Annotated in this window: 24 protein-coding genes and 2 riboswitches; of the genes, 6 read left to right on the top strand and 18 right to left on the bottom strand. The window is 37.1% G+C overall.

The annotated features are described in order from the left end of the window. Window positions 1-66 precede the first annotated feature (66 nt). From QQZ16_RS09010 to uvsE (QQZ16_RS09000), 3 genes are all read left to right on the top strand, one after another. A complete protein-coding gene (locus QQZ16_RS09010) occupies window positions 67-1,713 on the top strand; it encodes an ABC transporter substrate-binding protein (RefSeq protein ID WP_031538974.1) in 1,647 nt (548 codons plus the stop codon). A 138-nt stretch (window positions 1,714-1,851) separates the two neighbouring features. Further along, window positions 1,852-2,805 carry a UV DNA damage repair endonuclease UvsE gene (gene uvsE, locus QQZ16_RS09005; RefSeq protein WP_031538976.1) on the top strand — a complete coding sequence of 318 codons (954 nt, stop codon included), beginning with the start codon at window positions 1,852-1,854 and terminating at the stop codon, window positions 2,803-2,805. Window positions 2,806-2,843: 38 nt separating this feature from the next. Further along, the gene (uvsE, locus tag QQZ16_RS09000; protein ID WP_284561302.1) at window positions 2,844-3,812 is read left to right on the top strand and encodes a UV DNA damage repair endonuclease UvsE; all 969 of its coding nucleotides are present in this window, start codon (window positions 2,844-2,846) and stop codon (window positions 3,810-3,812) included. Between the two features lie 26 nt (window positions 3,813-3,838). On the opposite strand, the gene QQZ16_RS08995 is transcribed toward uvsE (QQZ16_RS09000), so the two are convergent. Together QQZ16_RS08995 and QQZ16_RS08990 are read right to left on the bottom strand one after the other, a co-directional pair. Beyond that, on the bottom strand, window positions 3,839-4,270 hold the full coding sequence (locus QQZ16_RS08995; protein ID WP_031538978.1) for a pyridoxamine 5'-phosphate oxidase family protein: 432 nt from the start codon (window positions 4,268-4,270) through the stop codon (window positions 3,839-3,841). Window positions 4,271-4,311: 41 nt separating this feature from the next. Beyond that, complete coding sequence (locus QQZ16_RS08990; protein WP_031538981.1) at window positions 4,312-4,671, bottom strand: carboxymuconolactone decarboxylase family protein; 360 nt, start codon at window positions 4,669-4,671, stop codon at window positions 4,312-4,314. A gap of 166 nt (window positions 4,672-4,837) precedes the next feature. Here QQZ16_RS08990 and QQZ16_RS08985 point away from each other — a divergent pair, with 166 nt between their 5' ends. Next, complete coding sequence (locus QQZ16_RS08985; RefSeq protein WP_031538982.1) at window positions 4,838-5,101, top strand: transcriptional regulator SplA domain-containing protein; 264 nt, start codon at window positions 4,838-4,840, stop codon at window positions 5,099-5,101. Further along, window positions 5,098-6,126, top strand: coding sequence for a spore photoproduct lyase (gene splB, locus QQZ16_RS08980; RefSeq protein ID WP_284561301.1), 1,029 nt, complete (start codon window positions 5,098-5,100; stop codon window positions 6,124-6,126). Before QQZ16_RS08985 ends, splB begins: the two co-directional genes overlap by 4 nt. A 271-nt stretch (window positions 6,127-6,397) precedes the next feature. Here splB and QQZ16_RS08975 read toward each other — a convergent pair whose 3' ends face one another. The 16 genes from QQZ16_RS08975 to dcuS form a co-directional block, all read right to left on the bottom strand. Continuing rightward, the gene (locus QQZ16_RS08975) at window positions 6,398-6,952 is read right to left on the bottom strand and encodes a DUF6155 family protein (RefSeq protein WP_031538984.1); all 555 of its coding nucleotides are present in this window, start codon (window positions 6,950-6,952) and stop codon (window positions 6,398-6,400) included. 153 nt (window positions 6,953-7,105) lie between these two features. Next, entirely contained in the window at window positions 7,106-7,918 is an 813-nt protein-coding gene (locus QQZ16_RS08970) for a PHP domain-containing protein (protein ID WP_031538985.1), read from the bottom strand. Between the two features lie 12 nt (window positions 7,919-7,930). Continuing rightward, window positions 7,931-9,007 carry an ABC transporter ATP-binding protein gene (locus QQZ16_RS08965; RefSeq protein WP_031538988.1) on the bottom strand — a complete coding sequence of 359 codons (1,077 nt, stop codon included), beginning with the start codon at window positions 9,005-9,007 and terminating at the stop codon, window positions 7,931-7,933. After that, window positions 8,994-10,724, bottom strand: coding sequence for an ABC transporter permease (locus QQZ16_RS08960; protein WP_031538990.1), 1,731 nt, complete (start codon window positions 10,722-10,724; stop codon window positions 8,994-8,996). Before QQZ16_RS08960 ends, QQZ16_RS08965 begins: the two co-directional genes overlap by 14 nt. 27 nt (window positions 10,725-10,751) lie before the next feature. Beyond that, the gene (locus tag QQZ16_RS08955; protein ID WP_235251852.1) at window positions 10,752-11,792 is read right to left on the bottom strand and encodes an ABC transporter substrate-binding protein; all 1,041 of its coding nucleotides are present in this window, start codon (window positions 11,790-11,792) and stop codon (window positions 10,752-10,754) included. Next, window positions 11,785-12,594 (bottom strand): 5'/3'-nucleotidase SurE, encoded by an 810-nt coding sequence (gene surE / locus QQZ16_RS08950; protein WP_235251851.1) that lies wholly within the window; start codon window positions 12,592-12,594, stop codon window positions 11,785-11,787. The genes QQZ16_RS08955 and surE overlap by 8 nt, the downstream gene beginning before the upstream one ends. Next, window positions 12,591-13,373: a sugar phosphate isomerase/epimerase family protein gene (locus QQZ16_RS08945; RefSeq protein WP_031538995.1), complete on the bottom strand. Its 783-nt coding sequence runs from the start codon at window positions 13,371-13,373 to the stop codon at window positions 12,591-12,593. The genes surE and QQZ16_RS08945 overlap by 4 nt, the downstream gene beginning before the upstream one ends. 365 nt (window positions 13,374-13,738) lie before the next feature. Next, complete coding sequence (locus QQZ16_RS08940; protein ID WP_031538996.1) at window positions 13,739-15,376, bottom strand: pyridoxal phosphate-dependent decarboxylase family protein; 1,638 nt, start codon at window positions 15,374-15,376, stop codon at window positions 13,739-13,741. Between the two features lie 37 nt (window positions 15,377-15,413). Beyond that, window positions 15,414-16,781, bottom strand: coding sequence for a sodium-dependent transporter (locus QQZ16_RS08935; RefSeq protein ID WP_031538997.1), 1,368 nt, complete (start codon window positions 16,779-16,781; stop codon window positions 15,414-15,416). Between the two features lie 124 nt (window positions 16,782-16,905). Further along, window positions 16,906-16,990: riboswitch (cyclic di-GMP riboswitch) on the bottom strand. Between the two features lie 98 nt (window positions 16,991-17,088). Then, the gene (locus tag QQZ16_RS08930; RefSeq protein WP_446715450.1) at window positions 17,089-17,889 is read right to left on the bottom strand and encodes a methyl-accepting chemotaxis protein; all 801 of its coding nucleotides are present in this window, start codon (window positions 17,887-17,889) and stop codon (window positions 17,089-17,091) included. Window positions 17,890-18,329: 440 nt separating this feature from the next. Continuing rightward, entirely contained in the window at window positions 18,330-19,040 is a 711-nt protein-coding gene (locus QQZ16_RS08925) for a hypothetical protein (protein ID WP_031538999.1), read from the bottom strand. Window positions 19,041-19,099: 59 nt separating this feature from the next. Beyond that, window positions 19,100-19,468, bottom strand: a complete 369-nt coding sequence (locus tag QQZ16_RS08920; RefSeq protein WP_031539000.1) for a hypothetical protein — start codon at window positions 19,466-19,468, stop codon at window positions 19,100-19,102. 114 nt (window positions 19,469-19,582) lie between these two features. Next, window positions 19,583-19,669, bottom strand: a riboswitch (cyclic di-GMP riboswitch). Between the two features lie 236 nt (window positions 19,670-19,905). Then, complete coding sequence (locus QQZ16_RS08915; protein ID WP_048716382.1) at window positions 19,906-21,609, bottom strand: NAD-dependent malic enzyme; 1,704 nt, start codon at window positions 21,607-21,609, stop codon at window positions 19,906-19,908. A 193-nt stretch (window positions 21,610-21,802) separates the two neighbouring features. Continuing rightward, window positions 21,803-22,771: a 2-keto-3-deoxygluconate permease gene (locus tag QQZ16_RS08910; protein ID WP_031539004.1), complete on the bottom strand. Its 969-nt coding sequence runs from the start codon at window positions 22,769-22,771 to the stop codon at window positions 21,803-21,805. A gap of 187 nt (window positions 22,772-22,958) precedes the next feature. Then, window positions 22,959-23,666 carry a response regulator gene (locus tag QQZ16_RS08905; protein WP_235251850.1) on the bottom strand — a complete coding sequence of 236 codons (708 nt, stop codon included), beginning with the start codon at window positions 23,664-23,666 and terminating at the stop codon, window positions 22,959-22,961. Beyond that, a complete protein-coding gene (gene dcuS, locus QQZ16_RS08900; protein WP_081836695.1) occupies window positions 23,659-25,269 on the bottom strand; it encodes a DcuS/MalK family sensor histidine kinase in 1,611 nt (536 codons plus the stop codon). The genes QQZ16_RS08905 and dcuS overlap by 8 nt, the downstream gene beginning before the upstream one ends. 284 nt (window positions 25,270-25,553) lie before the next feature. On the opposite strand from dcuS, the gene QQZ16_RS23240 reads away from it, so the two are divergent. Continuing rightward, a partial coding sequence (locus QQZ16_RS23240; protein WP_446715449.1) for a UPF0236 family transposase-like protein occupies window positions 25,554-25,729 on the top strand: 176 nt, incomplete at its 3' end.

Below are 25,729 nucleotides of genomic sequence, written 5' to 3'. Positions count from 1 at the left end.
AACTAGACGAATAATTCTAAAAATAGACAATTAATAAAACAATGTCCCCTTTTAGGAGGAAAAAGGATGGATAACAAATTACTTACACTTTGGAGATATTATCCTTCAGGCAGTATTCGAATGGAGGAAATTTCTGAAACCTTGCAATTGAGCTCGAAACAAACAACACGTTATTTAAAAAAATGGATGGAGGAAGGCTGGCTATCCTTTACACCCGGACGAGGACGCGGAAACATTTCAACATTGGTATGGAAAAAAGAGGTGGAAAGTTCTTACGAAAAAGAGGTTTTAAAGCGAATTGATCTGGAACCAGTAGAACAAACAAGCAAATACTTAATGTATAATTGGTCCACAAACAGCAAAATGAGGTTAATGAATAAATTTCACACAAAACTTGGCTTTGTCCAAGAGTCGAATGATAAATTAATCGTACCAAAAAGATATCCTTTCCATTCCACCCATCCACTTGAAGCTGGGGATGTCTTCAGTGCCCATTTAGTGGCAAACGTGTTTAATCGGCTTGTCACTCATACAGAAGAAGGGAAAGTATTACCTGAAATTGCCCATAGTTGGGATAGCACCACTTCTAAACTAAGACTCTATTTAAAAAAGGATATTAAATTTCATGACGGTTCCGTTTTGACAGCAAATGATGTGGCCGAATGCCTTGAAAAACTTCGGACACATGCTTATTACAAAGATTTATGGACACCTGTCAAAAGTATCGAAGTAAAGTCTCCACTTATACTGGATATTATCCATCCCAATGGATGCACCTATATCCTTCCTATGCTTAGTATGATGTGTGCAAGCATCTATAGAGAGACGAATGAAAAAATATTGGGCACCGGTTACTTCATCCTTCAACAAAACATCGATAAAAAAACAACTTTAACTGCTTTTCAAGATCATTTTCGAGAGAGGCCATTAATTGATGTAGTAGAATTCATTCAAGTTCCTGAGGATTTTAAAGGAATCTATCATTCTCCTATGGAAAAGGATACCTCTTCCTCCATCGAAGTAGAAAGCGACTCGGGGTTTGGTATCATCGTAATGAACTCCTGTAGAAATTCTGCTATTAGACAGAAGCGAGTAAGAGATTACCTCCATTGGATTATCGCTAAAAATCGTCACACAATTGGTGACCTAAGTTCAAGACTAATACCGAATGATAAGAGTATAATAGTCGGTCAAAATCAACAGCTGACTATTTCTGAAGTAGAACGGCCAACATTTTCTAAACCCATTGTGATAAGAGGTGCTAGACATACTGCTAATACCACACAATGGCTTGCAGAAATATTCGCAAAAGAAAAAATCCCTATAGATATTCAATGGTTTTCCTTTGCTGATATATTAACAAAGCATCCTAAGACATTAGATGTAGATCTTTTCGTACATGGAGAAGTTTTTGAATTCAATCAAGATTTTTCCTTTTACTATTTTTTAATGAATGGGTTTTCTCCTCTTTCCCAAATGATAGCAAACAATGGAACACTTACAAACTTAATGGGAAAATATAAGGATACACCATTTGAACAATGGACAGCTTTAAACCTAGAAATCGAAAAAAAATTGATTAATCAATCGATTATGATTCCACTTTATTATCAAAAGCGATATATTCCATTTTCAACCGATATAAGCAATATTAAAATTAGCCATTTTGGCTATGTAGATTTTTCAAAAGTATGGGTTCGGCCGAAAGAATGAGTGGTATAGGAAAGACACAATCTCAGGATTTTTTTAATGAAATGCATTATTAACTTAGTAAAACAGCACATAGAGTTCCAGAAGATATGGCAATATAAAAAGATACACTGCTGGACTCTATGGAAAGGAACTAAACAGATGAAGATTCGCTTTGGCTATGTGGCAAATGCATTAGGATTATGGGATGCAAGTCCTTCAAAGGCTTTAACCTTCTCTCGATATTCAGCCCTTCCTAAACAGGAAGCCACAGAAAAGCTACTTGCTGTTACGGCTCAAAATTTAAAAAATACGAAAAGAATTCTCTACTATAATGCCGCCAATGAGATTTCATTGTATCGGTTATCCAGTTCGTTAGTGCCATTAGCAACTCATCCAGAGTTAGAATGGGATTTCATTACTCCCTTTAAAGAGCAATGGAGAGAACTTGGCCAATTAATTAGACAATTTAAACTTCGGGTTAGTTTTCATCCCAATCAATTTACACTTTTTACTAGCCCTAGAGAAGAAGTAACCATAAATGCTGTAAAGGATATGGAATTTCATTATAAAATGCTAAAAGCCATGGATGTACTCGATACTAGTATCATTAATATTCATATTGGTGGGGCATATGGAGATAAAAATACTTCTTTACGTCGATTTCATCAGAATATAAAACAATTGCCTGTAGAAATCAAAAATCAAATGACGCTTGAAAATGACGATAAAACGTATAACGTGAAAGAAACACTGATAACTTGTGAACAAGAAAACATTCCGATGATTCTTGATTATCATCATCATATGGCAAATAACGAGGATATAGATTTATCTCTTTATTTAGAAAGAATTTTTAACACATGGAATAACAAAAAAATGGTCCCTAAAGTACATATTTCTTCACCAAAATCGATCCAAGCCTTTCGTTCTCATGCTGACTTTGTTTCCATTGACTTTGTACTCCCCTTTTTAAAAATGGCAAAAAATCTTAAACAGGATTTTGACATTATGATAGAAGCAAAACAAAAAAACCTTGCCATGTTGAAGCTGATTGAGGACATCGCATCTATTAGAGGAGTAAAACAGACTTCTGGTGGAACGATAGAATGGTAGGAATGACTTTTGAATTATATATTAAGAGGTGACATCTATTGACCATTGTCCGACTTGGATACGTTGCGATGAGCATGATTGTAAAAAATTCATCCCCATCAAAAACAATGACATATACTCATTTTCAGAAAATCGAGGATCGGGAAGCAGCACTCCGTAAGTTAGAACGGATTGCCTTACAAAACCTCCAGAATACCCTTCGCCTCTTAAGGCACACTGCAGCTTCCGATATACATTTTTATCGTTTAACTTCAAGGCTTATTCCGTTGGCAAACCATGAGGAACTTCTTGATTGGGATTATATGAAACCACTAAAGGAACCTTTAGGAGAATTGGGGGCATTTGCAAGAAAACACAAAATGAGAATCGATTTTCATCCTGATCACTTTGTTCTCCTTAATTCGCCTCAGAAGCATATTTTGAAAAACTCGATTAAAACGTTAAAATTGCACTATTTATTATTAAAAGGGATGGGCATAGATACAATGCATCGATGTGTCATGCATGTTGGAGGAAATTACAAGGACACAGAAGAGTCTTTAGAACGCTTTATAGAAAATTGGATGCTTGTCCCAAGATCACTTCAAACCATGATTATGCTTGAAAATGATGATACCTCCTTCACTTTTGAGAATACACTTTACTTATGTGAAAAATTAGGAATTCCGCTTGTATTTGATTATCACCACCATCTTGCTCACCATTCTAATAATCCCCATTGGGAAAGTAACTGGGACCGGGTCATCCAAACATGGAGAGATTCTTCTCTCCCCATTAAAATGCATATTTCGAGCCCAAAAAGTGATAAACTTTTTCGGCATCATGCCGATTATATCGATATAAATATGTTCTTCGATTTTCTAAAAAAGATTAACGGAAGTATAAGCCAAATCGACTGTATGATTGAAGCAAAAAAGAAAGATAAGGCACTTTTTAAACTTATGAAAGAAGTTAAATTACGAGGGGACGTGGAGATTATTGATGGCTCTTCTTTCCGTCTAAAGTAAAAGGAAAGAAGAGTCTGTTGAGTGATTCATTCATTTTCTAATGATAACTCTTGGGGCGGTTCACCGTGCATATTTAAAATCCGAACCACTTCAGGAGTTATTTGGAGATATACATAGTTTGGATCTTCAGGCCCTTCAAACCATTCTTGAAAAGAGTCATCCCAAAACTGTTTTTTCAATGTTTCTGTATTGTTAATAGCAGACTTCCCTGTTATTTCAATATACGTATCACTTTGCCCCTTTTCTTCATATCCTAACAATACAGCAACGTAAGGATTTTTTTCGATTTCCTCTATCTTTTCTGTATCCATTTGAGTTGGTGTATATAATGTTAAATCATCATTGTAATATGTCATATATCGTGAGTGGGGTTTATTATTTTCAACAGATGAAAGTATTCCTGTCCTATGACCTGAGATAATTTTAATAGCCTGATTTTTAATGTCTTGATTTGTCATAATCTGTTCTGCTCCTATTTATTGTTAATTTTCTACTTTTATTAGTGTTCTAATTGATTGAATTCCTGCATGCATTCTTGAACCAATGTAACCCCTTGACTCATAGTTGCTCCGCCTCCAAATGCAGCAGTTACACCCACAGCTTCTAAGATTTCCTGTTCGGAACAGCCTTGATCCAAACATCCCTTTGTATGATAAATAATACAGTACTCATCCTGTGCGTGAAGGCTGATTCCTAAAGCAATTAATTGCTTTTGTTTTTGAGATAAAGCTCCTTCTCCAAAACATGCTTCTGTAAAAGCATTAAATCTACTTGCAAATTCAGGCATCTTCCCAGTAAAATCACCAAGCCCTTTTTTATACGTTAACAGTGTAGTTTCGATTGAATTTCTAGCATCCATTTCTTAAACGCTCCTTTTTATCATTGTGTATATCAGCATTATTATGAGCAAAAATAGAACGATTTAATAAGCGGATTTCATTTCCCACCACTTCCAAAAAAAGTAATACATACTTAAAGAATCCAATGTAAAAAATCTTAATAGATTGAATGTAGAAAGTGAGTGAATGACACTGTATAACGAAAACCAAACCTTTCAAGCCGGAGATATCGTCTATGTATTTTACAGAAACCCACATACCCAAGATGTAGCTAATATTCAAGCTGCAGCTATAGTTAAAAATCCTGACGATTCCAATCAATTATCTTTATTTTTATACGAAAATTACTATCCTCTATCTAACGAGGTTGCTGTATATACTACAGAAGAAGAAGCTCAGCAAGCTTACAATTACTATTATGGAGATGTTTCGGAAGGGAGATTGGAATGATTAAACCATTTACACCGAAGCTAGTTTATTTTGAACCAGATGCACTAAACTATCCATTAGGGAAAGGGCTACTTGAAAAGTTTGAGAAAATGGATGTAGAAATCCGGCACACAACTTCCCATAATCAAGTTAGAAACCTTCCTGGAGACAATGATTTTCAGCGTTACCGGGTAGCAAAATCAACCCTTGTCGTCGGCATTCGGAAGACGCTCAAATTCGATACCTCGAAGCCTTCTGCTGAATATGCCATTCCTTTTGCAACCGGCTGTATGGGACATTGTCACTATTGCTATTTGCAAACAACGATGGGAAGTAAGCCTTACATCCGTACCTATGTAAATGTTGATGAAATTTTAGAAGCTGCCGATCATTACATGCAGGAGCGCGCTCCTGAATTTACTCGATTTGAAGCATCTTGTACATCCGATATTGTCGGTATTGATCATTTAACCCATACCCTTAAACGTGCGATTGAACATTTCGGAGAATCGGATTACGGAAAACTGAGGTTTGTAACAAAGTTTCATCATGTTGATCACTTACTCGATGCCAAGCATAATGGAAAAACCCGCTTTCGTTTTAGTGTAAATGCTGATTATGTCATCAAGCATTTTGAGCCTGGAACCTCTCCTCTAGCAAAAAGAATCGAAGCTGCTGGAAAAGTCGCAAGAGCTGGATATCCCCTTGGATTTATTGTCGCTCCAATTTATCTCCATGAAGGATGGGAAGAAGGATATCTTCACATGTTCGAACGACTGGATGCTGAGTTGCCGGCCGAAGCAAAAAAGGATTTAACATTCGAATTTATCCAGCACCGTTTTACAAAACCAGCCAAAAGAGTCATACAAAAAAATTATCCGATGACAAAATTAGAGCTAGATGAGGAAAAACGAAGATATAAATGGGGAAAATATGGGATTGGGAAATATATTTATCAAAAAGAAGAAGAAGAAGATATTAAAAATCATCTTCATTCCTATATGAAAAAATTCTTTCCAGATGCTAAGTTAGAATATTTCACGTAACTAGTGGATACGGAAATGGTTACTTGATATAAAGATGTTTAAATAGCCACTTCACTTTAAAAAATAGCGGCAGCTTTCTAAATATTTTATTCAAAACCAAGCGATTCTTTTTAAATGGCTGTTTTCTAAAAGAGTGTTTCTTTTTCAATAGAAAAAACAAAATTAATTAGAAATACTGAGCTTTTGACTCCTTATGGTAAGCAAAGTGGATTCATCATAACAAACTTTACGAAAACAGCCTTTTAAATAGATTACTTTTTCTTATTCCATCTCATTCATCTTCTTCATCCTCTTCCAGCCAATCTAAAGAATAATAAATAGCACAAATATCATCATGATATCCCCATCCAATTCCATCTGTGTCACCGACAATCGAATAAAGACGATCTTTAAAAATGTTGTAAAATCCCTCGCTCTTATTGCATTCATTCACTACTTTGTTATACATGGAAACCATACTATTATAGAATTTTTCCTCTATATCACCATACGTATTGGTAAATTTTGTTCCAGTTTCAACAAAGTAAAGCATCAAATCTATTGTTTTACCCTCATCAGAGGAAAGTTTCTTAAAAGTTGAAATCGCATCTCTTGCTACTCCCAATCGCATTTTCGCAAAACCGCGCTCTGGGAAGAATTCATCCCTCACTATCTTTTTTGTTCTCTCATACAAGTCTTTAATGGCTTCTTCTCCTATAAACTTATTGGACAAATACTGCTGAACATCTTTATTAATTTTATACATCTCTGAAATTAACTGAATTAATTCATTTTGTTCCAACTGTTTTAGTTCTTTTTTTAGTTGATTTAGTTTTAATAATGCCATTTGTCCACCATTCCTTTACTATAAATTATTGCAAATGCTAATAGAATTTTCCAAAAGTATTCTACATAAAAAAGCTTTACTTTTATTTAAAGCAAAGCTTCACTAAAATGCAATTAAATTTTTCTATAAACAACACTATAATTTATCTAAATGCTAAGGAACCATATTACCAAACCATGCTAGAATCTGAGGATCTTCTATCTCCACACTCCCAATCGGAAACGGATTCCTTGATTCCGGTCCATGAAAATCACTTCCTCCAGAAATAAGAAGATTCCTATCTACTGCTAATCCTCTCCAATAGTCTTGGTCCTTCTTAGTATGTTTGGAGTGATACACTTCGATTCCATCCAAACCAGAATCGATTAAGTGATGAACATTAAAATCGTGCTTATACATTCCTGGATGAGCAAGAAAGGCAAGACCACCAGCCTCATGAATTAGCTTAATGGCATCCACTGCAGAAAAAGTTCCTCTTTCTTCAAAGCCTGGCTTCCCCTTTTTTAAAAGTTCTTCATACGCCTGTTTACTGTTGTGAAAGTATCCAGCTGCAACTAACTCATCTGCAATATGTGTTCTAACAAGAACTCCTTTTCCCACACGTGCAAGGCAATTTCCAAAAGAAATATTAAATCCTAGCGTCTTCAATTTTGCTACAATTCTTTTTCCCCATTGCAACCGATCCTCCACTCTCCAAAGGACATGTTCCTTTAAGCTTGGATGCTCTGGGTCAAAGTTGTAGCCTAAAATATGAAGTTCTCCTAAAGGACCATCTGTATTCAATTCAATCCCAGGAATAATTTTCAAGCTATTATTTCTATAGAATAGAGCCTCTTCATAACCCGCCAATACATCATGATCGGTAATCGAAATGATTTTTAGCCCCTTTTTTATACTATCTTCTACTATCTCTCGAGGATTCCAGGAACCATCTGAGTATTCAGAATGAATATGCAAATCAATCATCCTATTTCCTCCCTACCTGCTACCTACTAAAACAGCTTTTTGGGCTGTGCCAGTATATATTTTTAATGAAACAGAGTCACCTGGTAGGAATCTTTTTTCAAAAACAGAAGCATAAACATTAATCATCTCTTCACCAGACTGAATGCTGTAATGGATTTCATTCCCTTGAAATTGGGCAAATTGAACAATTCCAGTCATCTGATTCTGATCCACCTCGCCAAGCTTCCATTGCTCCGGGCGAACAGGATAAAGATTTTGAGCTTTTATTTCCTTTGCTATGCCAATATCTGTCCAAGAAACAGCAGGAAAATCAGCTGGAATAAATTTATCCTCATTCACCCACTCCCCTTTTATTAGATTGCCTTTCCCAACAAAAGTGGACACAAATACGGACTGCGGAGTATTATAAATACTTTCAGGTGTACCTATCTGCTCTATCTTCCCATGGTTCATTACAACAATTCTATCGGCCATCGCCAATGCTTCCCCTTGATCATGAGTAACATAGATAATTGTTGTACCCATTTTTCGGTGAATCGCGCCAATCTCTCTTCTCATTTCCATTCGAAGTTCTGCATCAAGCGCACTTAACGGCTCATCCATCAAGAGAAGAGACGGCTTTGGAACGATTGCCCGTGCTAGTGCAACACGTTGTTTTTGTCCACCGGAAAGTTCAGCAGGATAACGATCTTTCAAATGAGAAAGTCCTACCATTTCTAATGCTTCAGAGACCCTTTTTTCCTGCTCCTCCTTCGCATTTGTTTTGCCAAATCGATGATGCTTTAGGGGAAATCGAATATGCTCTTCTACTGTCATATGCGGCCATAATGCAAAAGATTGAAATACCATACTAATATTCCTTTTTTCAGGTGGGACAAGTTTACTGGAGCTTGCTGCTATTTCATCGTCTATGGAAATTGTTCCTTCTGTTGGTTTCATGAATCCTGCCAAAAGCCGTAGCAATGTAGTCTTCCCACATCCAGAAGGACCAAGTATAGCGATAAATTCTCCGTTTAATAGCTCCAAATCAATATTCTCAAGAGCCGTATAATTTCCATAATTCTTTTTTAACCCATCAATTCGAATCACTCTTCATCACCCTCTTCTTCCATATTTTTTCGAAAAGAACAAACAAAATCCCCATTGTTAATACTGCTGTTACAATCAATGTTGAAAATGCTGTGGAATAAGTGGAGTATCCAGCTTGCTCAAAACTAAAGATGACAACACCAATCGTTTCAGAGCCGCTTGACCATAAAAGACTTGAAACCGTAAGCTCCGTTAGAGCAGTCAAAAACACAAGAGCAGCCCCGCTTAATACTCCAGGCATAAGTAGTGGAAAAAGGATACTTTTCCATTTAACATACGCCCTTGCTCCTGAAGTTCTTGCTGCTTCCTCCATAGAAGGATCAATTTGCGAAAAGGCAGTCAGGCTTCCTCTCATTTGTAGAACCGTAAATCTAGTTATATAAGCAATCAATAAAATCCATATCGTTCCATAGACTCCTGGTTGCACACCTGGTAATGGCTGAAGCCACATTAAAATAATCGCCAAGGCAAATACCGTTCCTGGCAAAGCATACGGAATAGTAACAATGATTTCCGAAGCCTTCACAAAAAAGGATGGCTTTTTAAAGCGAATATAGGCAATCACTGTTCCAATAACCATACAGATTAACATAGTAGCAAGTGCTAGGGTTACGCTATTCCCTATCGCTGAACCGGTTTTAGCATCTTCAAATAGCAGATATCGGTAATTTTTCAAAGAAAGATTTTCCCACGAAAGCGATAATCCATATGCCCTGATAAAGGAGGTAGAAGCCATAACAATCAACGGCACAAGGGTTGTGAGCAACAAGAAAATCCATAGCGCTGACTCCGCAACGTTCCTCCACCCCCGCGTGAGATAATATCTTGGCTCTGTATCTCTTGCAGTTGTTTCACTTACATTACTTTTTCTAATAATCGCCCATTGCACCACTGTACCAATTAACGCGATCACGCCAAGAATAACGGAAAGTACAGCGGCTCTGGAAAAGGCAGATGGTCCATATCCAATTATCTGTTCATAAATATAAGTACTTAATACACGAATATTTGCTGGAATACCAAGAAAAGCAGGAATGCCAAAGTTATCAATATTAGATAGAAAAGCAAGAATACCACCACTAGCAATCCCTGGCAGCGCCATTGGAAGGATAACTTTTCGAAATACAACTCCACCAGACGCTCCGGAAGTGCTGGCAGCATATTTCAGCTCTCTTGGAATACGACGAAATACCTCCACACTCATCAAATACACAAGGGGATAATGAGAAAGCCCAAGTACAAAAATAATTCCTCCCATACTGTACAAATTAACAGATTCATTAAATAGAAACTGGATGGGACCATTTCCTCCAAAAAACTGAACCCAAGCAAGTGTTGAGATATAGGAGGGGATTAAAAACGGTAAAAAGATAAGCAATTGCAGCCATTTTTTTGCCCGGATATTCACATATGCCATTGTAAAGGCAAGCCCTACTCCTATAACTAAGGAAAGTACTGTACTGGAAATCGTAATAATAATGGTATTTTGAATCGTCCTCCAGGTTGCTTTTTCTAATAGTATTTCCTGATAAAGCATGAGACCAACTTCTTCTCCATTGGAAACACTCAGCCAAACAAGACGACAAACAGGAAGCAAAAATACAAAGATAAGCAACAGAAAGCCGGGAACGCCCCACCAATTACGGGTAAAATAAGAAAAGGAGAACGGAGATAAAGCTTCCGTTTTCCTTTCTGAACTCTGAACATGTGAGTTCATTCTGTCCACTCCTTCTTAAAAAATGTTCTATTCGCTGATAACTGTTTCAAATTCTTTTTTATCAGCATCTCTTGTCTTATACAATTCCTGCACATCTTCCGAAAGGACCTTTATTTCATCAATTGTTTTTAGTCCTTCAGGAGCTTCTATCCCTTTACGAATTGGAGTATAGCCAAGCTCTGCAGCAAGCTTTTGTCCATCTTCTGAAAGAACGAAATCAACAAAAGCCTTTGCTGCTTCTACATTTTGTGCGTCCTTCATGATTCCAATGGGTTCCGTAATAACTGGCACACCCTCTTCTGGATAAATGAGCTCAACTGGAGATCCCTCTGCTTTAGCACGTGTAACGAGATAGTCAACAATCATTCCATAGTCCTTTTCTCCGCCGGCAACACCTTTAAGTACATCGCCATTCCCCTTTGTTACTGTTACATCGTTTGCAGCAATATTTTTATAAAAATCCCAGCCAAATGTATCTTGACGTGTAAACACACCTAAATTATAAGCAGCAGCACCAGAGTATAACGGGCTTGGCATAATAATTTTTCCTTTTACCTCTTTAGAAGTCAGCGCATTCCAACTCGTAGGCATTTCTTTAACATTTTCCGTATTTACTACTAAGCCTGTAGCCATAACCTTTGTTCCAAAGTAAGTATGGTCTGGATCAATAAGCTCTGAAGGGATTTCAGTAGCTTCTTCTGTTTCATATGCTTGAAGCATATCTTCTTCCTTTAAGCTTTCAAATGTTACTGCATCTGCAACCAACAGTACATCAGCCTGAATCTTTCCAGCCATTTTTTCTGCTTTAATTTTTGAGATTACTTCTTCTGTACCAGAGCGAAAGGTTTCTACCTTTACATCAGGATATTTAGCTTGAAATCCTTCTACCAATTTGGCAGCATCTGCATCCGGCTGAGAAGTATAAAAATGGAGAGTGCCCTCTACCTTCGCCTCTGTAGTATCCGTATCTTCTGAAGCATTACTTGTCTCACTGCTTTCCTTACTACCGCACCCTGCAGCAAAAGCCATCAAGATTCCAATTATTAAAACAAGCATCCATTTACGCATAATCTATTTCCTCCTCATCTGTACTAGTAAAATTTAAATGAGCAAACCATCTTTCAATTTGTTCTTGTTTTCTTTTATGAAACGTTCTAAACTCAATCGGTGATACAGTGACAAACCCGTTTCTTAGTAAAAAGTAATCACTATCTGTCTCAAAATCTTTCATATTATGTAGCTGATCCTTCAACCAGTAATAGACTTGTCCATGGGGATCATTTAAGCCTACATAGGAATATCGAGCAACTTTCATATCAAGTGGAATAATGCGGACTCCCTTACACATTTCCCTTGATAAATAAGGTAGATTTACGTTCAAGAAAACACCCTTTGGAATCTTGTTCTGTAGAAGCACCTCCATAAGAGGATAAAATAGCCTTTTTACCTTTTCATAATTAATGTCCTTGTCAAAAAAGGCATTCAAAGATACTGCCAGAGCAGGAATACCATAAAGCAATCCTTCTACAGCCCCAGCCATTGTTCCTGAGTAATAAAGGTCACGACCTAGATTTGGTCCAAGATTTATTCCGGAAATAACAAAGTCAGGCTGCTGTTTCATTAATACTTCCATCCCCAGCTTCACACAATCTGCTGGTGTTCCATTAACTGCCCAACAACCTTTTACACCAGGAAATAGGGGAAGTGGCTTTGCCTTTAAAGGCACTCTCAACGTAATCGAATGACTGACTGCGCTTCTTTCCTGATCTGGACAGACCACATATACATCAGCAAAATGCTGCAACACTTCAACCAGCGCCTGAAGACCAGGAGCAAAAATGCCATCATCGTTTGTCACTAGAATCTTCATTGAGGCACCTCCTTCTGTATTTCCAGGCTTTTTAAATAGTGAAGATTATGCTTCCACCAATTTAGATTTTCCGATGCATCGAAACCTTCGACCACTACGGGGAGAGATGTGATAGCAAAAAACTCTCTCAGCATATTACGATCTAGTATGCCAGTACCAAGGGGAACATGTAGCTGACTTTCGGTATTATCACTAACATGAATTTTGTCCACATTTATTAAGTCGGCAAAGGCACGCCCGGGAGCTCCCTCCGAAATATGAGCAACATCAAAGGTTGTTTTCAGTTCCGGTATAAAGCTTGCAATCAATCGATTCATCGTATCAGGGCTTGTCACAAATTCCTTTGCTTTTACCTCCATTAATTCTATGCTAAGGGTTTTCTTATACTGCTTCGCTGTTTCTATTAAAGTAAAAATAGATTCCATCATTAAAGTCTCATATATTTCCTGTTTCATTTGGGGAAGAGTCAGCCTCCCTGGGTGGAATGTAATAGAGTCTGCACCTATCTCATCTGCTAGCTTAATGGAATGTTGAATTTGCCTTACAGAGCTTTCTCTTATTTCTTTTTCTATAGAGCAAATGTTCAAGTCCCAGCTTGCGGCATGCATAGTCAGGTTGATAGACTGATCTAGATTCGCTTTACGGATTTTTTCTGGATTTGTTCCGTGAAACCATACCTGCTCTGCCCAAACCTCCAATCCTGATAATTCATTCTTTTTGGCAATCTGTACCACTTCGTCTACTGGATAAGCCCAAGCTAACGTTGAAGCAAAATGCATAAAACTCCCTCACTCCTTTGATAGAATTATTAACAATGTTGTTTCTTCTATAATTAAATTCTAGAAAATAAATATAAAGGTACTTTGGGGAGTAATGTAAAATTATTATTAATAAGGCGCAGGAGATTTTTTGAGAGATGTTTGATTTATCAATAAAAACGATATCTTTTGTAAAGTGAAAGTAAACTTTTTACATTACGTTAAAATGCACGACTAATTATGAGAATGATTATTTACAGCATTTTTTAAATCTAGATATTTACAGCGGAAAAGAAGCAAATTTTTCACAATGTAAAAAATCCTCCTGCTATGGCAGAGGGATTTAAATCTAACTTTATATTCAAGAACAATTCTTATATTCCCTTTTAATAAACAACTACCTTTTTCATTTTCAAGAAAAATTCAATATGCTCTCTTAAAAATTCAACATAACGATCTACCTCTTCCATCGTTGAATAAGGAGAGATTGTGAAAAACTTATGTGCATATATAGATACTCGCTTATTGGAATCGGCTGCTTCTACAAGACGCTGTTTTTTTGTATTTCCAAAGAAGACGGTATCTCGTTCAGCACCAATTATTTCGGCAAACTCGTCATTAAATTGATTAATTTCATTTATTTCTTCCACTGTTAAAAGTCCACCTGATTCATCCTTCCATTTAGAAGTTTCAGGATAAAAGCGGAATGTTGTAATCGGCGAAACTTCATTCGTAATTGCCACATTTGAAATTTCCCTTGTTAACGTCTCTCTAAATTTCATATTAACGCGAAGATAGTTGGCTAGAAGCTTTTGATACCCTTCCATCCCAAATGCTAATAAAGATGCATAGATGGAAAGAGCACTTCCCATTCGCGAACATTCTAATGTGTAGCCTGTATGATAGCTTCCATAGCCACGATTCCCAACATACGGAGTTTCCTCTTCGTCTAAATCAACATACTTCAGATTCTCTCTATTTTTAATTAAAAATAAACTCGTAATATACGGAGTTTGACCTAGCTTATGAAAATCAAAGACCATACTATCTGCAAGCTTGATCTGCTTAAACTTCTGCTGGTAGGATTTCAATACTACCTTAACATTGTCTTCCAATTGAAGTGGGTTATTATCAAAGCCGTACGCATTAAAGAAGGTGTACAATCCTCCCATTGCTGAGTCGGCATGAATATAGATGGGGCTAAGACCATGCTTGCGCTCTAGCTCTTCCGCTAGATGCTTCATGGCCTCTATATCATCAATCCCAAATGTATCAGTTGTTCCCATTGTTGCAAGTATATAAAGTGGAACACCGCCTTTTGAAATTACCTGCTCCATTTTTTCTTTTAAATCTTGGAGATTCATAGAATGATCCTGATTCACCTTCACACGAATCATGTTTTCTACCCCAATCCCCGTTGCTTCTACAGATTTATACAAGCTGTAGTGGGATAACTCTGAACAGAAGCAATAAAGATTTTTCGGAATCCCCTTTTGATTAGAGGAAGGTGCATAACGGGCAATTGCAAGGCGTAAAGAATTAAACACCGCTCCTTGTCCTCCCCAAGTTGTATATCCAGCACTTAGATTTTCATCATAGCCAATTAGCTTGGACAGCATACTTGTTATTTCGACCTCCGCTGTAGCGGCCGCCGGACCTTCTACATCCCAAAGGTTGTTCCCATTGACAAGCACCATAACTAAATTCCCAATGATACTAGCAATATTCGGAAGGGGCGCCGCATTGGCTACATAGTTTCGATTTACATATCGATGTCCTTCCACTAATTTTAGAAGCTTCTGCATCACTTCCTCCATGGATACACCCATTTTCGGAACATCTGCCTTTTCAATAACACGATTATAGTAGTCCTCTGTGTATTCTGGCATTTCTCCTAGAGTTAGTTTGTTAGGATCCTTTAATTCATCTATTTTCGTTAAAATGGTTTTAAAGTAGGACAATAATTCCTCTCTTTGAAAGTTGTTCCCGTCCATGCTTGGGAATAATTGTTGTATTTCCTTCATTATTTGACCTCCGTGATGTTCTTGCTAGAAGTAGCTTTTATTTAAACAAAGCTATAATCCAATCTGATAATCCTGCCGCATCTAAGAAAACGACAATAATCGCAATGGGAACGATGTACTTCAACAGAAAATAACAAATGGAAAAGAATGTGTATCTTACATTCGATCCTTGCTTTAATTCCGCAAATAAATCTTCTCTTGGAATTTTTCGCGATACAAAAATCGCGATTAATAAGGCACCTAATGGCATTAAAATATTACTAACCGTGTAATCCATCAAATCAAAAATAGTCTTATTAAAAAGATGGACATCTGCAAGTACACCATAAGATAGACAGGATGGAACACCAACAATAAAAATCAGCATCCCAATTATCCATGTACTTTTCTTCCGTTTACTTGCATCATTTTTCGTAACTGCTGATACTATAATTTCAATCATAGAGAATGCTGAAGTGAAAGCGGCAAATAAGAATAATAGTAAAAATGCCAAGAAGAAAAGCATCCCAAAAGGCATATGGGCAAACACTGCAGGTAAAACCGAGAATATTAAAACCGGCCCTGCATTCGGTTCCATGCCAAAGGAGAAAACACCTGGAAAAATAGCTAATCCCGCTAATAAAGCTATAACAATATTTAAGATAATAATAGAAATAGCTGATTGAGGTAGATTTTGTGTTTTAGGTAAATAAGAAGCATATGTAAGCATAACCGAAACACCTAAAGATAATGTGAAAAATGCTTGCCCAAGGGCAAATAGGATACTCTCAGATGTCAGCTTTGAAAAATCTGGTACAAGTAAAAATTTCACACCCTCCATTGCTCCATCCAAGCTTAAAGAACGAATCACTAGTATTAAAAACAAAAGCAATAACGCTGGCATCATCACTTTACTTGCTAACTCAATCCCTTTTTGAATCCCTTGAGCAACGACAAGGATTGTGACAAGCATAAATACAAGCTGTGCCGCAATAGTCGGATATGGGTTAGAAATAATGTCGCCAAAAAGCTCTCCATATTGATCCTGAGTCAATCCAGCTAATCCACCGCTCAAAAGCTTCACAATGTATAAAATAATCCAGCCACCAACAACGCTATAAAATGATAGCAGTAAAAAGCTTGTAAAAACACCGAGTTTCCCGATAAAGTTCCACTTTGGATTTAATGCTAGCTTGCCATATGTTTGAACCGGATTACTTTGTCCCATTCTCCCAATCATAAATTCTCCTAATAATAAGGGCATTCCCAATACTAATGTAAAAACTAAAAATAATAAGAGAAAGGCTCCGCCGCCACCTGTTCCAGCTACATAAGGGAATTTCCATATAGCTCCTAATCCTATCGCTGATCCAGCTGCAGCTAAAACAAATCCTATTTTTGATTTCCATTGCTCTTGTTGTGCCATTTCTACTCCCTTTCCTTTTGAATACTATCCTTCTGCTACGATAGACAAATCCAAATAAAAAAAGTCCACACCAAGGAGGACGTAAAAAAGCAATATATTGCTTGATTAGTAACTATCCAACCTTTTCGGCAACCCGGCTACCATAGAAGTACTTCTTTAGGCCCGCAGCTTTGCGTCCTCATCTTTCAATGAGTTTGCTATTTTCGAAGGAATATTACAAAATACTTTATTAAAATAAATTATTTCAATTAATCTACAAATGAAAGCTTCTCACAAGTTTAATCACCTATGAGAAGCAGTTTCCAACTTAACTGGCTACACTACCCTTACCTTCAATTTGTTGACCCACTTCTGTTTCAACACCCTGATTCCACGTAGAAAGTAGTTTGTCTACATCATTTTTCAATTCCAAAAGATTCTCCGCTTCCTGAACTAGTTTTTGAATCGTTTGTAGCTCTCCATCACTAATCCCGATTAATTCCTCAAACATTTCAACAGATTCTCGCGAAATAGCCGCTATCTGAACAATCGTTGTCATGATTTGTTGAGAAGCCGAGGATAATTCTTCTGTGCTCGCAGAAGAATTTTCATTATTTTCAGCAATGACCTTTGTAGTAGAGAGAATTTGTTCGAACATCGTACCAACTTCTAAAATATTCGTGTTCGTGTCTTTAAACTCTTCTGTACCCTGCTGCATTGAATTCACAACTATCCCTGTTTCCTCTTGGATATTTCTTACAATATTTGATACTTCAGAAGATGATTGACGGGACTGTTCAGCCAGTTTTCGCACCTCATCAGCTACGACTGCAAAACCTTTACCATGTTCCCCCGCACGAGCTGCTTCTATTGCTGCATTCAATGCCAATAAGTTAATTTGCTCAGATATTCCTGTAATTACCTTTACAATTGTACCAATTTCTTGAGACTTTTCTCCAAGCTTATTAATGGCATGAAAGGTTGTATTGATTGTTTGGTTAAATTGCTCCATTTTTTCTAAAGAGTCCTTAAGCTTTACATTTCCTTCTTGCGTCAATTCTAAAGTAGTATTGGACTGTTCCGAAATTTGATTGGACCTTATCGATAAATCTTCGATGGCCTGGGCCATTTCTTCCATTGATAGGGCGCTTTCCTCTGTTGCTACTAATTGTTTTTGTAATCCTCTACCTACCTCATCAATTGCTGCTCGGACAATATCAGCTTTCTCCATAGCATTTTCACCAATTCCAGCTAGATTTTCTCCTTTTGTATGGACATTTTTTGAAAAAGAAAAAAACTTTTCCCTTACACGATCTAAAAACGCAATTAGTTCATTAAATGTAATATGATAAGAACTTGTCCCATCTACTTTGCCACTTCTATTTCCTGCAGCTATTTCTTTCATCCCGTTTATTATTTCTTTGTTAATAGATGGATGATGTTTCAGCGAAAAATATCGGTAAGCAAAATACACTGTTGTTCCCAATAAGATAACAATAATAGCTAATAATATAGCCTCCATAATAAATAACTCTCCTATTTATAAAATTTAATTAGACTGCTGAAAGTTTAAATTTCTTTAATAATTATATAAGTGCCGTCAGCAATCGTTGTAGGAATATCTTTTAATCTACTATTCTCTTGATATTTATGAACAATATAATTTCCTTCTACATCTTTATATTTTTCCATCTCGTAATATTTCTCCATCACACGTATAGATTTAGGATTTGTCGCTTCTGCTAAAACAGCCTTCAATCCTTGTGAAGAGGCTTTCGTTATTAGTGTGCTTCCTAATTGCTTAATAACATCGTGACGTTCCTGTTCGGCAGTTACACCTAACATGAATAAATGCAATATTTCTCCATCCTTTAGCTCTCTTCCATTTCGTTCTTTATAATCTGCTAGGAAACGTTTATCTACATCTTCTAAAACATGTAGAATAACATTCATATCAGAAAAAGAACCTTCAAACACATCTTCTCCAATAATCTCTGGCGCATTTATATCTCCAGCTAGAACACCAACAACCTGTTGATTACTATCTAAAGCTACTGCACAATATCCTTGCTCTACAGTAGATTCTATATATTCTTTCGTAAACTGATAAAAATCTTCATAATCTATATTTAAAAGACCTACCATTGGCTCTTGAACCAACTTCCCTGCTATATTCAATCCTATAAATGAGCTTGCAAGACAGTCAGCTGCCTTTTCAATCAAAGCCGTTTGTCCTTTTGATAGAATTTCATATGTATATAACGTTTGTACTTGTTGCACTTGATGACTCCCTTTTCAATTAAAATATATAACTCTCTTAAAATAATTTATACCTAACCTTACATAGAGTGAGATACTTGATCAATAATTTTACCTGTGAACTCAATTCTTTCTAAGGCATTTCTAATTTGCACTTGGGCAATTTTAGAAGAAGGCTTTACAACAAGAACTTCCTTAAAACCTAAGCCAGAGTAAAATTGCATCGTTTGTTCCAATTGTGGTACAACTTTTGATGGGACTGGTGTTTGGTGAGTAGCATCCACAACAAAGGTATAATCTCGTCTTGACACTTTATTAATCGTCTCTTGCAAATCCACCATATATTCCTCTGCGTCTTCCTCTCTCATCAATCCATGAACCTGTACATGGATTTCTTTCGAGCCTTCATTAATCGCCATTTTATACTTCTTTTTGTCTACTACAATCATATCTATTCTCCTTTTCCTTATATCCATGTTTTCATCTTTTTTCCAAGAAGTCCAAAATAAATAAAGCTATCCCAGGAATAGACAGGGATAGCCAAATAATCGTTGGTGGTTATTTCTGGCAACCCGACTATCATTATCCAGAAGGATTTTAGACTCGTAGCTTTGCGTCCTTACCTTTCGATAAGTTTGCCTTTTTCAATTTTAGAAAACTTCAGTACTATTTTCACGAATACAAATCACTACTTCATTATAAAGAACTTGTCATTTTTTGTCGATACTAGTATTTTTTATTCATATCAAATATACAAAAATAGTACTAATTACTCTATTCCGTTTCGCAACCACAAAATAAAAACCCCTTCCTCCTAAAATGTCGAAAATACGACAATTACTAGGAGGAACAGGCCAATATAGATTACTAATCTATTATTATGTCATTAAACATTTGCCCAAATACCGACACTCTTTATCTCCTTATACTCAGGCTGCCAAACAGCATCGACCACGGCTTTTGGAATATCTGTAAGCTCCACTCTTGCTATCCCTTCGTTTAGAGCAGCCTTTGCTACTTCTATTGCAACATAGATAGATACATCATGTAATTTCTCAACCGAAGGAAGCAAGGAAGCTCCAGGTTGGTTGGGTTCGCACATCTCAGCAACTGCATTTGCTGCTGCCGCAAACATTCCTTTTGAAATAACTTGCGCTTTTGAAACAATGGCTCCAAGCCCTAGTCCTGGGAACACAAATGCGTTATTTGACTGACCGATTTCATAGCAAACACCGTTATATTCTACATTGGCAAAGGGGCTTCCTGTGGCAATTAGCGCCTTACCATCCGTCCATTTAATCAAATTTTCTGGAACTGCTTCCGCAAGTTGTGTAGGGTTGGACATTGGCATGATAATTGGACGTTCCACATGCTTTGCCATCTCTTTCACAATTTCCTCCGAAAAAGCTCCGCCTTGGCCGGAAGTACCAATGAGGATGGTTGGTTTCACCCTTTTCACCACTTCCAATAATGAAATGATTCCGTCCTCATTTTGATCCCACTCCTTTACTTCCTCCGCTTTTCTTACATAAGGCATTTGGAAATTCAGTACATCTGGTGTTTCATCTGTCAGTAGCCCTCGATAGTCAATAGCCCAAAAATGATCATAAGCCTCTTTTTTTGTTAATCCTTGATTTTCCATGGCATCAACTATTTGGTCTGCGTTACCGAGACCACCAGCACCCGGTCCAAAGACAATAATACGTTGATCCTTCAGAGAATCTCCTGTAACTTTTAACGCAGACATAACAGCAGCAAGTGTCACAGCACCTGTTCCTTGGATGTCATCATTAAAGGTAAGGATTTTGTCACCATATTTATCCAAGATATTTCGTGCATTTACATTTCCAAGATCCTCCCAATGAAGAAGTACTTCTGGGAAAAACTTTCTTGAAGTATGAACAAATAAATCAATGAAATCATCGTAACGCTCACCACGGACACGAGGGAACTTATTACCAATATAGATAGGGTCTTCAATTAAAGACTGATTGTTCGTACCAACATCCAATACAACCGGCAGAACACGGCTTGGATCAATACCAGCTGCCGCTGTATATACTGCTAGTTTACCTATTGCAATATTAATACCGCCTACTCCTTGATCCCCTATACCGAGGATACTTTCAGAGTCCGTAACAACGATTAAGTCAATGTCATTTCTGGACTTCCCTAGATTATAAAATGCTTTTTCAACCCCTTCAGGGTGATCAATGGAAAGATACAATCCATCTGGACGATGGTAGCTATGAGAGTATGACTGGATAGCATCACCGACAGTTGGGGTATAAACGATTGGAAGCATCTCTGCTAAGTGTTCTTTTAAAAATCGATAATACAAAACGACATTTCGATTATATAAATCGTTAAGCAAGCCGTATTTAAAAAGATTGGTGGTCCGCATCGAATATTGCTCATAGATTCTGTTTACTTGTTCTTCAAGTGTAAGTACTTGTGGCGGCAATAGACCATCAAGTCCCAGATTTTCTCTTTCCTCTTTCGTAAAAGCAACACCTTTATTTAAAAAGGGATTGGAGAGAATTTCTTTTCCTTTTAATGTTGTGATAATTACATTTTCAGACACACTCATAGTGGTAGATCCTTCTTTCTATATGAAATTAAACTATTAACCTTACATTCTCAAAAACAAATTTCTTCCTTCTCATATTAATACTGATTGCTATTTTCCACTAGGATATTTAATTTAAATTCATTATTTTGTAACGAACAATGCAGCAAGTAACCAGGATTGCTTTCCTCTTTATTTCATTCCCTATCCTTATTTATGCTGCTGGTACAATCGAATTCTTAGCTTTTTTCTTTTCCGATCTTTTATAAACATAGCTAACAATAATTGGACAGATGATTGCAGATACTACGCATGCTGCTGCAACTTGGGCAGTAGCTGCTGGTGCTATAGAAGCTAAAGTTGGGTCTGCAGCTGCAACAACTGCTGGTGTAGCTACAGCATTTCCTGCAGTTGATCCTGTTGCTAAACCAACGATAGGATTTTCTTTAAATAACTTTAAAAGGAAGTAAGCCCCAATTCCAGTGAATGCAGCTATCAATCCTAGTAATAAGCCAGGGCCTCCCGCTTCTATTATCGTCCTAAGATCCATTCCTGCTCCTAATGGGAAGGAGAAGAATGGGATTAATAATAATTTACTGCTTCCTAGAAACTTTCTCATATCAGGATCAATATTTCCTAAAATCATTCCTATTAATATTGGGATTAATACTCCTACAAGCGCATGAAATGGAATGGAAGCAAGACCAGAAGCTCCTAATGCAACTAATGTAAAAAATGGACCGTCTTTTAAAGAAAATAACGCATATGCTCCTACATCCGTTTCATCACCATAGGAGGAAGCAAGTGATGCGTACAAACCACCATTAGCATTTAATAACGCTGCAAGAATGGCTAAAGGGGATAATCCTAGAATTCCAGCTGGCCCAAAGATTATGGCTACTGCAATCCCTATACCTGCCCCTACTATAAATTTTCCTGATAGTAAGATTGCCCCTTTTTTAATTGCCTTTGGAGCTAATTTAAAATTAATTTGCGAGCCAATTAAAAACATAAAACATGCCAAAATGGTCGATGATGCTTCTTTACTAAATAATGCCGTAGTAAAATGATCAATTTCTAAAAATTGCGGGAAAAATGTGTTCGTTAATACCCCTAAGAATAATGGAACAACCATCATCCCACCTGGAATTTTATCAAGCGTTTTCTTAATCGGAATATGCATACTTTATCCTCCTAAAAAAAGTTTATATTATTACTTGTGAGGAAGCGATCTAAACATTTTGATTGGACCACGAATCCCCTTTTGTTTTTACATGTTCATCATACCCTCCGGTTAAACGCTTTCATAGTTTGTGTAAGTTTAATCATTCTTTTTGTAAATAAAAAAAGTAAGCGGTTTCCAAACCTGCTTACAAAAAGTTTTTTATTAAGTGTTCCTTCCAGTAATTATATTCATGTTGATAAACAGGCCTTCCAATCGTTCCATAGATAACCTTCACTTCAAGTATTCCTAAATCCTTTAGGAAATTAAGATACTTTCTAGCAGATACTCTTGATATTCCAACAACATTTGCTACATCATCCCTTGAGAAAGGTGCTTCCTTTAATTTCTGAATCGCATCCCATATTTGCTTCAGGGTATCTTTTGTTAACCCTTTTGGCAGTTCCTCTACAATAACAGCCTCTTCTCTATGTAAAAGGAAGGAATCCAGTTCTTGTTGACTAATAGAATCCCGCTTATCCGTCATCCTAGTTTGCTCAAGGTAAGTAGTGAGAGCAGCATTAAACCTTTCAAACTCAAAAGGCTTAATTAAATAGTCGACAATACCCTGCCTTAAGGCTTTCTTAATTCGTTCAAAATCCGAGGCTGCCGATATAATGATAACATCAATTTCAAGTTCATTTTTTCTAAGATAGGCTAACAGTTCTAATCCGAGCTTGCCTGGCATAAAAATATCTAAAAGAATCAGCTGTACTTTTTCTTTTTTCAATAAAGCGATCGCTTCATCTACTGAATTAGCTGTTTTTGCCAATTGAAATCCATCTATTTGCGAAAGGTATCGTTTATTTATTTCCGCTACCATCGGGTCATCTTCTACAATCATTACATTAATCATTTTTCCTCACCTCTACTTTATAAGGTATATACACGGCAAAAGTTGTCCCCTTTCCAGGCTTTGACGAAATAATGAGATCCCCTTCCAATCTTTCTACTGCTTGCGTTAAAAGAAACAAGCCAAATCCTCGATTATTTCCTTTAGTAGAGAAACCTTTATCAAGAATTTTATTTTGCAGGGAATTCGTCATTCCCATCCCTGTATCTTTGACTTCAATGGTTAAAATCTCTTCTGCATAATCCAATTTAAGATCTACCTTTTTGTTTATACTATCTACACTCGCCTCAATAGCATTATCAAGGATATTCCCAATAATCGTGATTAGTTCATGGGTAATTTCCGGGTTTGCAGGCTTTGGAAGTTTATTTTCACAATCAAAGTAAAGCGAAACTCCAGATTCTCTGGCAAAGCTTAACTTACCAATCAGAAACCCAGCAAGAACAGGATCTTGGACTTTCTTCGTAACAAAGCCAACTTCTGTTTCCCGATGATTTACCGTTTCACTTACATAATTAGCAAGTGTATCGTATTGTTCCGTCCGAACGAGACCAAGGATAACATGAAGTTTATTCATAAATTCATGTGCTTGGGCACGGAGAGCATCCGCATAATTACGTACACCTGTCAATTGTTCAGCCAATTGCTGGACCTCTAATTTTTCACGGAATGTTGCAATAGCACCCACTACTTGATTTTCCACAACTACTGGTACCCGGTTTACTAAAATAGTCACACCATGCAAGTTCTGCTCTTGGTCCAAATCCATTTCAGCCGATTTTATAATGCGTGTTAACCGAGTATCTGGCAAATAATCTTCAATATTTTTACCAATAGCATTCTCATCAAGACCCGCTTTTTGAAAAAGCTTACTAGCTGCCTTATTAACAAGGGTGATTTTGCCCTCCTGATCTATTGCTATAATTCCCTCGCGTACAGACTGAAGCATAGAACTACGCTCTTCTAGAAGCTTAGCAATAGCAAAAGGCTCAAGTCCTAACAGAATTTTTTTGAAGTATCTTGCCAGAGACACGGCCCCAATTACACCAATCAAAGTCCCAATCAATGTTCCCATAAAGATGCCCATCCGTCCTTTATGGACAGCCTCTGTCACACTCTTTAAAGAAATTCCTACAGCAACTGCGCCGATTTGTTCTCCTTCTTCGTTCTTGATAGGAGTAAACGCTCGCATGGAATGGCCAAGCGTTCCCTTAGAAATGGAAACATACTCCTTTCCCTCCAGCACTGGACCTTCATCTCCTCCGCTGAAGTGCTTCCCCACTTTACTAGGTTCCGGGTGGGATAGACGATTTCCGTCCATATCCATCACAACAACAAAGTTAACATTTGTTTGTTCTTTTATTTCATTTGCAAAAGCTTGAATTTCTGTCTGGCTACCTTTTCCTTCGAGAACCTCTTTCGCCTGTGGAGTAACGGCCACCATCCTTGCAACATCCAATGCCTTCTCTTCCTGTGTTCCTTCTACACTGGAGGTTATTCCTTTACTTATAATCAAATCGGTTATTAAAAGGGATAACACAACAACAATACATACAAAAATAATAATAATGACTTGTAAGTATGAGTAAAATGTTTGTGGGAGAATAAATATCCTTTTTGTCTAGTTGGGGGACGCGTCCCCCAACTAGACAAAAAGGCCACCAAGCGAGAGCGCGGTAGCTGGAAAAAATGAAGCATTAAAAAAGNGTATGAGTAAAATGTTTGTGGGAGAATAAATATCCTTTTTGTCTAGTTGGGGGACGCGTCCTCCAACTAGACAAAAAGGCCACCAAGCGAGAGCGCGGTAGCTGGAAAAAATTAAGCATTAAAAAAGAGAGCTTCCTTTTGTAAAGTAGAATTTGGCGAAAACTACGAAAAGGAGAGGCTCTCATGAATCAATGTAACACAAAAATGCCATCATTAAAAGAATTGGAAAAAACTTTATTTCGAACACTCCAAATGACGTTTCAAGAAATCCTTGTTCAAACGTTAGAAAATTGGGATCAAGAGATTGCCCAGCAACGAGACAAAAGAAGATTTGCTTTACGTGATAAACGAGAAATACG

This window comes from Bacillus sp. T2.9-1 (assembly GCF_950097965.1).
GTDB classification, from domain to species: Bacteria; Bacillota; Bacilli; order Bacillales; family Cytobacillaceae; genus Niallia; species Niallia hominis.
This window is presented reverse-complemented; position numbering and strand designations above follow the sequence as displayed.